General features: G+C 63.5%; 10 protein-coding genes. 8 read left to right on the top strand and 2 right to left on the bottom strand.

Translation table 11 applies throughout. The features are described 5' to 3' along the window. The first annotated feature begins 217 nt into the window (after positions 1-217). Together ACW9KT_RS19050 and ACW9KT_RS19045 are read left to right on the top strand one after the other, a co-directional pair. Positions 218-1,522 (top strand): acetylxylan esterase, encoded by a 1,305-nt coding sequence (locus ACW9KT_RS19050; RefSeq protein ID WP_457083344.1) that lies wholly within the window; start codon positions 218-220, stop codon positions 1,520-1,522. Between the two features lie 363 nt (positions 1,523-1,885). Beyond that, positions 1,886-2,557 carry a hypothetical protein gene (locus ACW9KT_RS19045; protein WP_457083342.1) on the top strand — a complete coding sequence of 224 codons (672 nt, stop codon included), beginning with the start codon at positions 1,886-1,888 and terminating at the stop codon, positions 2,555-2,557. 139 nt (positions 2,558-2,696) lie between these two features. Here the strand turns inward: ACW9KT_RS19045 and ACW9KT_RS19040 are convergent, their stop codons facing one another. Then, the gene (locus tag ACW9KT_RS19040) at positions 2,697-2,825 is read right to left on the bottom strand and encodes a hypothetical protein (protein WP_457083340.1); all 129 of its coding nucleotides are present in this window, start codon (positions 2,823-2,825) and stop codon (positions 2,697-2,699) included. 640 nt (positions 2,826-3,465) lie between these two features. Here ACW9KT_RS19040 and ACW9KT_RS19035 point away from each other — a divergent pair. The 4 genes from ACW9KT_RS19035 to ACW9KT_RS19020 all read left to right on the top strand — a co-directional run bounded on the left by ACW9KT_RS19035 (position 3,466) and on the right by ACW9KT_RS19020 (position 6,603). Then, positions 3,466-3,813 carry a nuclear transport factor 2 family protein gene (locus ACW9KT_RS19035; protein WP_457083338.1) on the top strand — a complete coding sequence of 116 codons (348 nt, stop codon included), beginning with the start codon at positions 3,466-3,468 and terminating at the stop codon, positions 3,811-3,813. Positions 3,814-4,510: 697 nt separating this feature from the next. Further along, on the top strand, positions 4,511-4,822 hold the full coding sequence (locus tag ACW9KT_RS19030; RefSeq protein ID WP_457083336.1) for a hypothetical protein: 312 nt from the start codon (positions 4,511-4,513) through the stop codon (positions 4,820-4,822). Positions 4,823-4,956: 134 nt separating this feature from the next. Continuing rightward, complete coding sequence (locus ACW9KT_RS19025; protein ID WP_457083334.1) at positions 4,957-5,745, top strand: MBL fold metallo-hydrolase; 789 nt, start codon at positions 4,957-4,959, stop codon at positions 5,743-5,745. 225 nt (positions 5,746-5,970) lie between these two features. Beyond that, a complete protein-coding gene (locus tag ACW9KT_RS19020; RefSeq protein WP_457083332.1) occupies positions 5,971-6,603 on the top strand; it encodes a response regulator transcription factor in 633 nt (210 codons plus the stop codon). A 34-nt stretch (positions 6,604-6,637) separates the two neighbouring features. Here the strand turns inward: ACW9KT_RS19020 and ACW9KT_RS19015 are convergent, their stop codons facing one another. Continuing rightward, positions 6,638-9,733: a histidine kinase gene (locus tag ACW9KT_RS19015; protein ID WP_457083330.1), complete on the bottom strand. Its 3,096-nt coding sequence runs from the start codon at positions 9,731-9,733 to the stop codon at positions 6,638-6,640. A 530-nt stretch (positions 9,734-10,263) separates the two neighbouring features. Here ACW9KT_RS19015 and ACW9KT_RS19010 point away from each other — a divergent pair. Continuing rightward, positions 10,264-11,079, top strand: a complete 816-nt coding sequence (locus ACW9KT_RS19010) for a DUF5602 domain-containing protein (protein ID WP_457083329.1) — start codon at positions 10,264-10,266, stop codon at positions 11,077-11,079. Positions 11,080-11,140: 61 nt separating this feature from the next. After that, entirely contained in the window at positions 11,141-14,284 is a 3,144-nt protein-coding gene (locus ACW9KT_RS19005; protein ID WP_457083327.1) for a T9SS-dependent M36 family metallopeptidase, read from the top strand. Positions 14,285-14,371 lie beyond the last annotated feature (87 nt).

Raw genomic sequence — 14,371 nt, 5'->3', positions numbered from 1 at the left:
GTACCACACTATCTCCTCCTCGTCACCGGCAAGGTGCTCGGCAAGGGGCTTGCTGGGGCCACCCGGAGCAGGAGCACCCGCAGGCACTGCCGCTGGCCTAGGGATAGAGCTGACTAGGGGAAGAAAGTATAACCTATCTTTCCTGCCCGCCGCTTTTCGTCTACCCCTCTCAGCAGACGCAGACCAATGATCTTTTCCTTCTGACGCCTTTTTCCCTATGATAAAAGCCCGCTTCGCATGGTCCATCTACTGTATTTTGCTGCTTATACAGCCGGCACAAGCCCAAAATTCACCCGCCCCGCTCAAGCTGATCACCATTGTGCTCTCGCCGAGCGCCGCGGATTGGCAGTATGCGGTCAACCAGCCGGCGTCGGTGCAGGTAACAGTGTGCAAAAATGATGTGCCGTTAGCGGACGTTACCATCCGTTACGAGCTGGGGCCGGAAATGCTGGCGGCGGAAAAAAAGGGCACCCTGAACCTGAAGAAGGGACAAGGAAAGATCGACCTGGGCACAAGTCGGAAGCCGGGCTTTCGTCAACTAGTTGTCACCACCGAGCACCAGGGCAAAACGTATAGCAGCCAGGTGAAACTCGGCTTTTCCCCGGAGCAAATTGTGCCGACCGTGACCCTGCCCCCCGATTTTGTAGCTTTTTGGGCGCAGGCGAAAAGCGAAGCGGCCCGCGTGCCGGTAGATGCCCGGCTGACCTACTTGCCGGAGCATTCCACCCCCACGGTGGAGGTATACCTGGTCAGCTTGCAGAACTACAAGCCCGGGCAGCGGTTGTATGGCTTCCTCTGTAAACCAAGAGTTGCCGGCAAATATCCTGTACTGCTTTCCCCGCCCGGGGCCGGCATAAAATCCGCCCGCCCGAGCACCTTCTACGCCGACCAGGGGTTTATTAGCCTCAGCCTGGAAATACACGGTATTTCGCCCCTGCTCGATCCTGGGACCTACCAAGACCTCAGCAATGCCTTCGGTGATTACCCGGTCCACCAGCTCGACGACCGGGACAACTATTATTATAAACGCGTATACCTGGGCTGCGTCCGCGCGATCGACTACCTAAGCAGCCTGCCCGACTTCGACGGCAGAAATGTGGTCGTGACCGGCGGCAGCCAAGGCGGCGCCCTGGCCATTGTCACGGCGGCCCTGGACAACCGCGTAACCGCGCTCGCTGCTTTTTACCCGGCCCTTTGTGATTTGACCGGTTACCTGCATGGCCGCGCTGGGGGCTGGCCTCACCTGCTGAACGCGGGCTCCGCCAGTACGAACAACACCCCGGCCAAAATTCGAACGATGGGCTATTACGACGTTGTCAATTTTGCCCGGCAGCTCACGGTTCCCGGCTTTTATTCGTGGGGCTATAATGACAACACCTGCCCGCCTACCTCGGTTTATGCGGCCGTAAACGCGGTGACGGCGCCTAAAACCGTGGTTATCACGCCCATCGCGGGCCATTGGCGCTTCGAGGAAACCAACCAGGCATCCCTGGAGTGGCTAAAGCGGCAGGTGGCGAAGTAAAAGCCCCGGAGTTGCAGGCGTGGGTCTTGGGACCGCCAAGTGCTAGCTGGCAGCGCTCACTACCGCAGAGTCACCGGTAACCTAAGCTAGTACAAGGTCCAGGGCATTGATGAGCGGACATGGCAGCTAAAAGCCGGGCAGCAAACCGAACAGGAAGAAGCACGAACTAGTACCTGAAAATAGCTTATACCCCACGCCAGTTGGTCTCACTGATCTGCATAAGCTGAATATCAATTATTTAGATACGAAGCGATACGCCGCTCCTTGCCTTTCCTGCCAACGTTCTCGGCACTGTGGCACTCTTGCCGCTATATTTGCCCGCTCTTCCTGCCCTCGTCTTTCCTCGTCACGCTTTTGCTTGCCATGCTTTTTTCTCGGGCCCTCTGGGGTAGCCTACTCCTGCTTACTACACCCTTGCTTGGGCAAGCCCAAGCCCCAGAGGTTCCGGCTCTGGTTAATTTCCCCCAAGTGGTGGTGGGCGTGGGGGGCTTATTGGCCGGCTGCCCCCTGCCCAACGGGGGCCTGGTCAACCTCAAATCCTTCGTGCCCACGCTGGGCCTGCAGCTACGCCCCCGCTGGGGCGTAGAAGTGAGCGCGGCCTATGATACGGACTACCGCCATACCACCATCCTTTACGAGACCCTGGATCCGAGCACGGGCCAGGGGGCCGTCGACTACGCGACCCGTACCACCCGCGTGCGTGCCCTGCTCGTGCCCGTGCTGGCCCGCTACGCCCTGCTGCCTCGCCCCGCCCAACGCTTGCAGGTGGACGTGCTTGGGGGCCTGAGCTTGGTGCACGCCGTGACGCGCCAGTCTCTGGCGGCCGGAGCGGGCGCGCCTTACGAGCTGGGCACGAGCCGGGCCACGGGCGTGTGCCTGACGCTGGGTCCGAGTGTGCGCTACCAAGTGGGCGCGGGCCTGCAGCTCACGGCCGAGGCGGTGCTGAACCGGCAAGTGCAGAGCCCCACGCGCCTGTACCCCGCGAATCCGAGCGTGAGCGCGGGCGTACGCTACTACTTTGGACCCCGCGCGTGACGGAGCTAGGCCGAGGAGGGTAACAGGTCCGCGAGCCGCTGGCCTGTGAAGGCAACATTACATTAAGGCTCTGGCATACCAGAAGGGGCGGCACCAAAAAGCCCCGACGATGCCGGGGCTTTTTTCATATGTTGGGGTATCAACCTTGCTCCAGAAGGGAGGCGTTAGCCAGGGCGCTGGTGCGGCGAGTCATGTAGCCGAGCAGCGCCTTTTTGTGCCGGCGCAGCCACAGCCGCGGCAAGCGCTGAAGGGTAAGTACGTTTTCCATAGATTGCTACTAGTAAAGCATATAGGTGGAATAGTGAAAAAAATACACGGATGATTCCACTGTACCAAACAGCTTGCCAGTTATTGGAAAAGCGCGGGGGGGGCACTTTAACCGAGCCGGTCGCTGGTTCGCGCTTGGTCTGCTGCCCGGTAGCCGAGGAGTGGCTGGGAAGGCCACTTGCCCTTGGTTCCAACGTCTCCCCCTCCCGGGGGCTTTTTCATCTTTCAACTAGTTGGGGCGTCTGCGTAGTTTAGGGAGGATAAAAAAAGATGACCCTGTTCTCGTTTGTGTTTGATGGGTATGGGGTGGTGCGCCCCGACCCCGTTGTTAAACCGCCTTGGCGGGTATTGTGAGGAGGTGGCTATTACCGCCTTAGCGCTCGGGCCGGGAATGGGAGCCGGGGTAAAGCCTTATTCCGTCGATGCCGCCGCTGCCAAACGCTTGTGGCCCCTGGCCCAAGACCTGTTTGGCAGCCCTTTAACGTGGCAGGGTGATTGGCCGGTTAGGGTAATGATCCCCACGTTTTTCTGAAGCCTTGCCGCCCGGGCGCGGCGGGCCAAGCGGGGGTTGCCGGTTCACGCCGCCCGGTTTATATTAGGCCCTCCTGCCTACCTCCGCCTTCTCCTTAACTCCCTCGATTATGCCGGAAAACAACAAGACTATCCTAGTCAAGGCCAACGCGGCCCTCACGGCCGGCGACTACGAGGGGTTTTTGGCCTGCTGCACCGACGACACGCAGTGGAATTTTGTGGGCGAGCAAACACTGCGCGGCAAGCAAGCTGTGCGGCAATGGATGGCTACGGCCTACGTCCAGCCGCCCCAGTTTGTGGTCCAGCACCTGATTGCCGAGCACGAGTTCGTGACGGCGCTCGGCACAATCAGACTGCCCGATGAAACGGGGCAAGCAGTGGAGCATGCCTACTGCGATGTCTGGCGCTTTCGCGCTGGGAAGATGGCCGAGTTAATGGCTTTTGTCATTAAGTCCTAGGGCCGGGGTGCAGGCCCGCCACCCGGCACCATAAGAGCGCCCCTAACCCGGAACCCGCTTCTATCCTCGCTTTAACTTCTTCTGGCCTATCTAGGGATTAACCCCCAGAACGCCCGGCAGGACAAGCTATGCGGACGCTTTCTCGCTGGATAACAAGAGCGCGAAGACCACCCGGCTTACGGCTCCGCTACCTACCCTGCCTTACGCCGTCGTGATCACGCGCGCCGCCAGCAGGTGCTTAGCATCATGAACCACCAGGTCAATACCGGCCCAGATTACTATCATGCCGCCCTGATGTTCCCAGCCTGCCGACCCCGGCGAGGAGATCTGGTCCTTGCATCGGAGGCTTGCTCGCTCACGTCGCTGTGGGGACCCCGAGTCCTGCGCAACCGTGGACGCGGGGTTAAGCCAGCGGCGGGCGGCTGACGGCGCCCGCTGGGGCCGCACTACTAAAAAGCCCTACCTAAGTCACGTTGCTGCGCCGACCCCACTGGTAGCCGTCCCCAGGGGGCCGGGGGAGGTTTATTTTTCGGGCGCGGGCTGGAAAGTTGACCAAGGTCAGCCCATAGTTTGCCCCTTATTAACTTTAGGACAATAAGGGGGCCCAAGTTTGTACTATCCCCTTGGCCTGCGCTGTTGCAGGGCGAACGTCCGAGCCGCACTACGGCTACGCTTGGCTTTTTCTCCCCCAAGGTTTATGAATCCAGAATTACAACACAGCCTCGCGGAAAATGCCAAGCAGTGGCAAGCGCTGTCGCGGTCCATTTCCTCGGCGGAGAAAACCACCTTCGATGCCCTGCACGACGGTTTTTTCACTTCCTACGGCCCTAACTTCATGGCCCACGTCTACCGCTCGGCCATTGAGCAGGTGTTGCAAAACATCCCCGACACGGAGCGCGACAAGCTGTTGGCCGCTTTCCAGCACGCGCTGGATACGGCCATCGCGCAGCATGCCAACACCCTGCCCACCGCCGCCAGCTGCGCGGCCTGCCGTTCCCCTAAGTTGTAGGGTAGAGATCAGCTACGGATGGATCGCAGCCCTGAACTTGCGGCGGGTTAGTTGGTTATAGGCAAGGATTTTCGCTAGCGGCTTTTGTTACGGAAAAATTGGTCTACCATGCTATCTCCCCCGGCCCCAAACTTATGAAAGCTACTCTCCCCCTCCTGGCCGCGCTGGCGGCTTTCGCCCTGCCGGCACCGGCTCAAACCGCTACCCCGGCAATCCCCGCGCGCGCGGCCACCGACCAGATTGCCACCCGCCAGGGTCCGCTCACGGTGCAGCCCATCACCCACGGCAGCGTGGTCTTTACTTGGAACAAGAAGACCATTTACGTGGACCCCTATGGCGGCGCGGCGGCCTATGCCGGGCTGGCCGCCCCCGATGTGATCCTGATCACCGATATTCACGGGGACCACCTGGACCCCAAGACCCTGGCCGGGCTCGCCGTGGGCAAGGCCCTGCTGATCGTACCCAAAGCAGTAGCCGAGCAGCTGCCGGCGCAGTACCAAGCCCAAGCACGCATCCTCCGTAACGGCCAGCGGCTTGATACCCTGGGCCTGGGCGTGGCGGCCCTGCCCATGTACAATCTGCCCGAGGCGGCCGATGCGCGCCACCCCAAAGGCCGGGGCAATGGCTACGTGTTGACCCTGGGGGGCAAAAACGTCTATTTGTCCGGCGACACGGAAGACATTGCCGAGATGCGCGCCCTGCGGGGCATCGACGTAGCCTTCGTGTGCATGAACCTGCCCTACACCATGGACGTGCGGCAGGCCGCGCAGGCCGTCTTAGCCTTCAAGCCGGGTATAGTGTACCCCTACCATTACCGGGGAGAGAACGGCCTGAGCGACGTGGCCGGCTTCAAGAAAACGGTGAACGCGGCAAACCCGAAAATCGACGTGCGGCTGCGCAACTGGTATCCTACCGCCCCCTAGGAAGGCCGGTAACGAAGAGACGACGCCCGTGCTGCCAACCCCTAAGCTTGGCAGCGCGCGCCGGGGGATTCTGCTCTTTGCGGGCAGAACGAAAGCCGGCCCCCGCGGGGTCGGGAGCTGAATTTACCGGTCTTGGCGTGCAGTCAGGCCTCTATCAAAAAGCCCACCCCCATTTGGGGGTGGGTCCAGCGATGGAAACTAGGGGTTCGGTCCTTACCTTGGGCTATGAACTCGCTCCACCTGGCCCTGGTCGAAGACGACCCCGAAGTCCGGGCCCTGCTCAGTGATTACCTGCGCCGCCAGCCCGGCCTGACCCTGGTGCTGGTGTGTGGGTCAGCCGAGCAATTTCTGGCGGAGCTGCCCGACGCCCTGCCCCCGGCCGTCATCCTGCTCGACCTGGGCCTGCCCGGCATGAGCGGGCTGGAGGCCCTGCCCCTGATCAAGCAGCGCCTGCCTCGGGCCGACATTATTGTGCAGACCGTGTTTGAGGACCCCGACCGTATTTACCTGGCCCTGAGCCGGGGCGCGAGCGGCTACGTGCTCAAAAATACCCCCCTGGCCCAGCTTACCCAGGCCATCCGCGAGGTGGCCGCGGGCGGCTCGACGCTGAGCCCCTCGGTGGCGCGGCGGGTGCTGGCTCACTTCAAGCCCGCCCCCAGCATCCACCCCGCCGGCCTCTCTCCCCGGGAACAGCAGGTGTTCGAAGGCTTGATTGATGGGCTCGCGGACAAGGAGATTGCCCAGCGCCTGCACCTGGGCCTAGAAACGGTGCACAGCTACGTGAAAAGCGTCTACCACAAGCTGCACGTCAGTGGGCGCCTGGAGCTGCTGAGCCGGGCGGCCCGCGGGCAGCTCTAAGCGGAAGGAGATTTCCCCCATTTCGCGGCCTTGCTTACGCCATGATCAGCTGCACGTAGTAGCCGGGGCGCCCGTCGGGGTGGGGGCCGGTGCGCAGGTCGGCCCCCAGGGCCTGGGCGCGGTGGGCCATGTTGCGCAAACCCATGCCGCTGGAGCGGGGCGCGCCGCCGCTGCTCTGGCCGTTGTCGCCCACTTCCAGCACCAGCTTGCCCTGGCGGTAGCCCAGGTGCACGCTGATTTCAGTGGCGCTGCGGGCGTGGCGGGCAGTGTTGGTGACCGCTTCTTTGAAAACAAGAAACAGGTGCTGGCGCGTGCTGGCCGGCAGCACGGTTTTTTCGCTGAGCCCGGCGTGGCTGAAAGTGGCTGCCAGACCGGCCGCGGTGGCCGTTTGATTGAGGTGGTCGCGCATGCGGTGTAGGAGGGCGCCCACCGAATCGGCTTGCGAATCGATGCCCCACACCACGTCGCGCATGGTTTGCACGGCCGCGCGGCTGTTGTAGAGCAGGCGGTCGAAGGCGTGAGGGGCGTCAAAGCCGCGGGCGCCTTCCTCAGGGGCCGTCCGGTAGTGGTCGCGCAGCACTTCGGCCAGCATGGTCACCCGGGTCAGCAAGGCCCCCACTTCGTCGTGCAGGTTGGCGGCCAGCTCGGCCCGCCGGCGCGCCTCGCCCAGCACCCGGCGCAGGCGCAGCCAGTAGATGCCGTAGCCCAAAGCGACCAGCAAGGCGGCCACCAGCCCCCACAGCCAGGGCCATTGCCACCAGCTGGCTTCCACGTGCAGGGGCAGGCGCAGGTGGTGGCCCGTGGCCTGGCCGCCGGCCGTTTCAGCCCGGATTTCCACCGCGTACTCCCCCGGCGCCAAGCCCCGCAGCACCAGGCGCCGCGGGGTGTTAAGCCAGGCCGTGGGCCGCGCTTCGTTCGCCGGGTGCAGGCGGTAAGCGTAGCGCACGAGGCTGGGGGCAAAGAAATCCGTCAGCGCCAGGCGCAGCTCCACAAACGCCTGGGGGCCGGCCGCCAGCGACAACCGTTTCGCCGGGCGGCCGCTGAGATGCTGCACCGCTTCGGCCGCACCGGCCGGTTTGCCCACCGCGGTCAGCAGCAGGCGCGGCTGCTGGGGTGGGGTCACTTCCGCCGCGCGCCCGGGCGGCACCCGGTACACGCCCCCCACCCCGCCAAACCACAGCGTGCCGTCAGCATCCGCGAAGGCGGACCGGCGGTTCAGCTCGGGCTCCAGCAGGCCTTCGGCTTCACCAAATACCGCTAGCCGCCCGCTGCTCGGGCTATAGCGCACCAGCCCGGCGTAGGTGCCCGCCCACACCTCCCCCCCGCGGTCCAGCAGCACCGTCGCGATGGTGTGGCTGGGCAGCCCCTCGCTCAGGCTAAGCTGGCGCAGGACGCCCGCGCGGGCGTCGACCAGCAGCAGGCCCTGGTCGCGGGTGCCCACCCAGGCGCGGCCGGGGCCGGCGGCAGCCACGCAGGTGAGCGCGTCCGTGGGCAGCCGGCGCCCGACCGGGGCGTCTACCCGGAAGGCCCGTAGCGGACCCCGGCGGGCGGGGGGCAGCCAGAACAGGCCCCCACTGGTGCTGATCCACAGTGCCCCACTGGCGGGGTCCTCGGCCAAACCCGTGATGTCGAGCTTATGCAAGGGCCAGGCAGCGTGCTCGTCCGCTACGCGGCGCAGGGCAGTGAAGTCCGGGCTTACCAGAAACAAGCCCGTTTGCCCACCGACCCAGAGGCGGCCGTTACGGGCGCGGAGCAGGGCGAAGGCGCGGACCGGCCCATGAGTGGCGCGGGACCAGGGTAGCAGGGGGCCGTGGGCCAAGTTGCTTACCTGATTCGTGGTCAGGTCGAGGCGAACCGCGCCCCACAGCTCATCGGCCACCACGGCGAAGCGGGCGGTAGGGTCGGAAAAAAAGCCCCCCAATACGCCGTTGTAGGGCGCAGCCGGGCCGGGCTGCCCCAGCGCCAAGGGTCGCAGCGGGGCCGCGGGAGAGTCGGCGGCTTGGGCAAAGCATCCCCCGTAGGTCGACACGAACAGCCGGCCGTCGGGCAGGCGGGTGATGAGGCGGGCGCTGCCCGCCGCGGCCCCACCGGCCAGGAGCACCGGCTCGACTACGCGCCGCACCTGCCGCTGCTTGTAGCAGCCGCGGTACTCGCGGTTGAAGCGCCACCACACGCCGTAGGCGTCGCGCTCCAGCGTGTAGCTGCGCGTTTCCGGGCTGCCGGTCAGGGCGGCAACGGGCGCCACCGCCAAGCGGGGGCGGGCCCCGCGCACGCCCCCCACGTGCAGCCACTGCCCCGCCACCACCGCGTCGAGGGTGCTGTCGGTAACGAAGGGCCGGTTGGTCAGCTCAGGCAGCCGGCGGGGCCACCGGCAGAGGACCTGCAGGCGGTAGGCCGAGTCCAGCAGGTACAAGCCTTGGCGGCTGAAAAACCGCTGGGGCCAGGTGCCTGGCACCGGCAGCAGCTGGTCCGGGGCCCCCACCTGCCGCCGGACCCGGCCATCGGGCGCCAGGTGGTAGAGTTCCGCGCGGTCATTGGCCAGCCAGGCGCCCTGCCCCCTGGTTTCGGCCGTAAAATAGAATTCGGTGTCGGCCACCCGGCTTACTGGGAAGAGGGGGCGCTGGGGGCGGGTGGCGGCCAGCAGCGCAATGGTCCCGGCCCCGTAGCCCACCCACAGGCGGTCGGTGCGCGGGTCGTGGAGCAGGGTTTTCACTTTGGGGCGCTCGTCGGGGCGCAGGGGCAGCGGCACGGCCCGCAGGTGGCCGGTGGCCGCGTTGAAGCGCCAGAGGCCGGACTCGGCCCCCAGCCACAAACAGCCCGCCCGGTCAAGGGCCAGGGCCGACACCAGCTCCACGCGCGGGCGCGGACCTAGGCGCACCAGGCTTTTCAGGGGCACGATTTCGTGGCCGTCATAGCGGTAGACGCCCTCGTCGGTAGCTACCCACCGAAACCCGGCAGCATCGGTCACCATCTGCTGAATCAACAGAGGACTCAGCACGGGGTCCCGCTGCCAGGCGGGTCCTTGGCTCGGACGGGCCCCGAGGTGGCTGGCCCCCAGCAGCAAGCTCAGCAGACAGCTCAGTAGTAGTCTTAGGCCCCCAGGCTTGGGCCGCGCCCTTGCCGTAGTCACGTTGTCATGTCGCGGAAGTTTCGCCGGCCATCGAAGTGGTAAACATAATTATTTATCTAATATATATGATTTTATTAGAGTTAGCAGGAAATAAAACCCGAAGAGGGTAAAGCCTTTCTCCCGGCCGGGGGCAGCTTCTCCAGCGGAGGCGGGTAAAGGGTCCTTCACTCCTGCTGGGGGGCTTTTTAGCGGCTTACCGGGCCGCCAGCGCCGCCCGGGGGCATTGTTTGCCGTCTGGCTAAAGCCCCAAGCAAATAGCGCATTAGAAGGGCTTACCAAGTGCTACCCCGGCCCTCATTCCTGAGCTGGGACAGAAAGCCCAACTATCCCCCATTTAGGGGTAGGCCGGCATTTGCCGCACTCTACCATCGCAGTTATCTTTGATCAACACAAAAGAATAATGATTTTGTCCTATAGGGCGCACCGCAATGTCGCCGCAACTCGACGGCTAGCCTGATTTACACAACTACGACCCGCCGTTCCTTTGCTTCGGCCATTTGCTCGGTTCTCAACCTTTTACCTTTTCTGCCATGCTTTTCTCTTCTCCTCACCCCCAGTCTTGGTCTACCCTCGCCACCTTCGCCTTGGTGGGCGTCTGCCTGCTGACGGCGTGCGACAAAGAAAGCGAGCCGGCCGCTGCCCCGGCCACAACCTTTGGCCAAACTGTCCTGGTTGGCAGTGGCGCGGCCCGCACGTACGTGACTAGCGACGCGGGCGGCGCCCCCACCGAAATGGGTATTCGCCTCACGGCTGCGGCCCTGGACGGGCTGCCGACGGCCGCGATGCTGTATGAGCTGCCCATGCCGGCGGCGGCGGTAAAAATGCCCTTTGACCACGTCTCTTTCAGCTGGAACCCGGGCGGGCAGGCCCCCATGGCCGTGTACGGCGCCCCCCACTTCGATGCCCACTTTTATCGCCAGCCTCGGGCCGGGCGCAATGCCATCACCCTTGACGACCCCAAGGGCGACCTGTTTCCGCCCGCCGCCATGCTCCCCGAAGGGTATCAGTACACGGTTGCCAATGGGGTCGTGGGCCGCTGCGTGGCCAAGTTGGGGCGGCGCTGGACGGACCCCGCCAGCCCTGAGTACCAGCCCGGCGGACGCTTCAGCAGCACGTTAGCTTACGGCACCTACGAGGGTCACGTCACTTTTCTCGCGCCCATGTTCACCAGGGCCCTGCTCACGCCGGCCGTGAACTTTTCCGCCCCCATTAAGCAGCCCCTGGGCTATGCCGGGGCCGGCAAGTACTACCCCGCACGCTACGCCCTTCGCTACGAGGCAAGCACCCAGGAGTATGTCCTGGCCCTAAGTGACCTGTTTCAGATTCCCGCCCCGCTTCTTCCTTAGGACGGGGAGGCTGGCGCCGGAGCCGACGAAGACCTTTCACCAACCCATTTACTGGCTTACTATGAAACAACTTCTACCGTTGTTCGCTCGCTTCGTCTTGGTGGCTCTGCTGCTAGGAGGGTCTCCCGCCTTTGCCCAGGGGAAAAGAACTGCTACCCAAACAGCGGTTCCGGCCGCGGCCCGGGAGCATTTGCAAAAGAACCAGCACAAGCTGGGGCTGGAAGACCAGGACCTTGCTGACTTGACCTTAAGCAGCGAGACAGAATCCCCAAAAAGCGGCACCAAACACCTGTACGTGCAGCAGCACTACGAAGGGATTGAGGTGTACGGCGCCCTTACCACGGTCACGGTAGACCGCCACGGGCAGGTTGTGTCGCTGGGCAACCGCCTGCATAGGCAAGTAAGTAAAAAGGTGAAGACTAAGCAGGCAGCGTTGAGCGCGGCGGCGGCCGTAACGGCGGCGGCCAACCACCTTCAGCTGGCGCTCACAGAGCCTTTGTCCGTAAAGGAAAAAAGCACTGGTCCCGACAAAGCAACCCTGTTTTCTACCGGCGGTATGTCCTTGGAGCCCATTCCGGCCAAGCTGGTGTATCAGCCCCTGGAAGATGGCAGCCTGGTACTGGCTTGGGAAGTAGCGATCTATGAGCTTGATGCGCAAAGCCGGTGGAGCCTGCGCCTGGATGCGGCCAACGGCCAGGTGCTAGCGAAGCACAACCAGGTGGTGCACTGCGAGTTTGACTACGCTGACCCGGCGGTGCCGGCTAGCCCCGCCCCCCGGGCGAGGGCGCCGTATAGTGCCGCGGAAGATCAGGCCAGCGTCGCCCCCACCCCGGCGGCCCCGACCTATAATGTATTCGCCCTGCCCTTGGGGAGCCCCAGCGAGGGCCCCCGCTCCCTGGTGTCCCACTCGGTCGCCGACAAAGTCGCCTCGCCCAGCGGGTGGCATTCGACGGGCACCACCAGCTATACCATCACGCGCGGCAACAACGTGCTGGCCTACGAGGACCCGGGTAACAACAACAACGTGCTAGGTATGAATTATAGTCCCGACGGCGGCGCAGCCCTGAACTTTGATTTTCCGCTGGACCTGAGCCAGCAGCCGGTAGTAAATAGAGATGCGGCCATCACCAACCTGTTTTACTGGAACAACCTGATGCACGATGTGTGGTACCGGTACGGTTTTGATGAGCAAAGCGGCAACTTCCAAACCACCAACTTTCATAGGGGCCCCGCTGATGGCGAGCTAGACCACGTAAGGGCCGAGGCCCAGGACTCCAGGGATATTACGACCACCCGCAACAACGCCAACTTCTTCACGCCCCCCGATGGTCAGCGCCCCCGCATGCAGATGTACCTGTTTGGGCCCATCGTTCCCGCGGACATGTTCCAGGTCACGGCACCGGCCGCAATCGCCCGCAGCTACCCGGCCGCCCAGGCCTCATTTGGCCCCCGGCTGGGTGCTACCCCTGTTACCAGCAAACTAGTTCTGGCGGAGGATGCTGGCGATTTTTACCCCGCTATTGGCTGCGGAGCAATCACCAACGCCGCCGCACTAAAAGGCAACATCGCGGTCATGTATTGGGGCCCCTGTGAGTATGACCGGAAAGTGTATAATGCCCAAGTGGCGGGGGCTGTCGCGGTCATCATCATCTACGACCAACCGCAGGATGACACGCCCTTCATTATGCGTGCCACGGCTAGCTTGCCCGGCCCCATCACCATCCCCGCCGTCATGATCTCGAATACGCCGGGAGTGACTATCCGGGAAAAGCTGGACGCGGGGGTAGAGGTCAGCGGGAGCCTGAAAGATGAAACCGCGCGGCTGGAAATTGACAGTGACTTTGACAACCTCATCATCGCCCACGAGTACGGGCATGGCATCTCCCTGCGTTTAACTGGGGGCCGGGAGCGGACTGACTGCCTGAACAACGCGGAGCAGATGGGCGAGGGCTGGAGCGACTGGTTCGGCCTGATGATGACCATAAAGGAAGGAGACAGGGGTAGTCAAGCCCGAGGGATGGGCGCCTACGCCTCGGGTCAACTGCCGACTGCTCGGGGTTTCCGCCGGGCTCCTTACAGCACGGACTTCAGCGTCAACAGCTTCACGTACGCGGCCACCAACAACCCCGTGGTGCTCCTGCAGCCGCACGGAATTGGCTTTATGTGGGCGACCATGCTTTGGGATATGACCTGGGACCTGATCGCCCAGCACGGCTTTGACCCCGACTTGTACGACGGCAACGGGGGCAACAACCTGGCCATGCAATTGGTCATTGACGGCTTGAAGCTGCAGCCTTGCTCTCCCGGTTTCGTGGATGGCCGGGATGCTATTCTCTTGGCGGATCGGCTCAACTACGGGGGCGCGCATCAGGCCCTGATCTGGGGGGCTTTCGCCAAGCGGGGGCTAGGGTTTAGCGCCAGCCAGGGATCGAGTGCTAGCCGCTTCGATCAAGTACAGGCGTTTGATTTGCCCCCCACCTACTTGTGCGCCACTCCGCTCACCGTGGCCGCCGTGGCGACCTCTCCGGTATTTACGGGGGGTGAGGCCACAACGGTTTACCTGGGCTATGGTCCGCAGAGCGTACAGTTGCTGGCCACGGGGGAAGCCACGAATACGTACAGTTGGGCTCCTGCGACCGGGCTGAGCGATGCCACCGCCGCGGCTCCGGTCTTCACCCCGACGGCCGCGGGCACCTACACTTTCACGGTGACGGCGGTAAATAAGGACCAGTGCACGAAAACGGTGGCTATCACGATTAAGGTGGTGGATGTCGTCTGCGGTAACAAGGGCAACAAAGTACAGGTTTGCTTTAAGGGCAAGGGCCTGTGCGTGGATGCGGCGGACACCAAAGCCCTGCTGGCGCGCGGGGAAGCCACGCTCGGCTCCTGCCCCCGGGCAAAAGCAGCAGTAGCTAGTGCAGTAGCTAGCGATGCCTTGTTGACCAACGACGGCCTGACGGCTGCGCCTAACCCCACCAACGCGAACACGACGCTGGCCTTCACATTGGCCGAGAGTGGGGCTTACCGCTTGGAGGTGATGAACATGCAGGGGGCCGTAGTAGCCGTCGTAGCCCAAGGCAAGGGCGAAGCGGGGCAGCGCATCGCCCATGAGTTCAGCAAAGGCCGCCTGGCTACGGGTGTGTACATGGTTCGCTTGACTTCGGGCAAGCAAAGCAAGTTCACTCGCGTCGTGCTGCAGGATTAACGCGGTAGGAATACAGGAGCTTACCAGGAAGGCCGCGACTAGTTCGCGGCCTTCTTGTTAGTAGCCCATAGACAGCAGGAGTAAGCT

This window comes from Hymenobacter sp. HD11105 (assembly GCF_054051685.1).
This window is presented reverse-complemented; position numbering and strand designations above follow the sequence as displayed.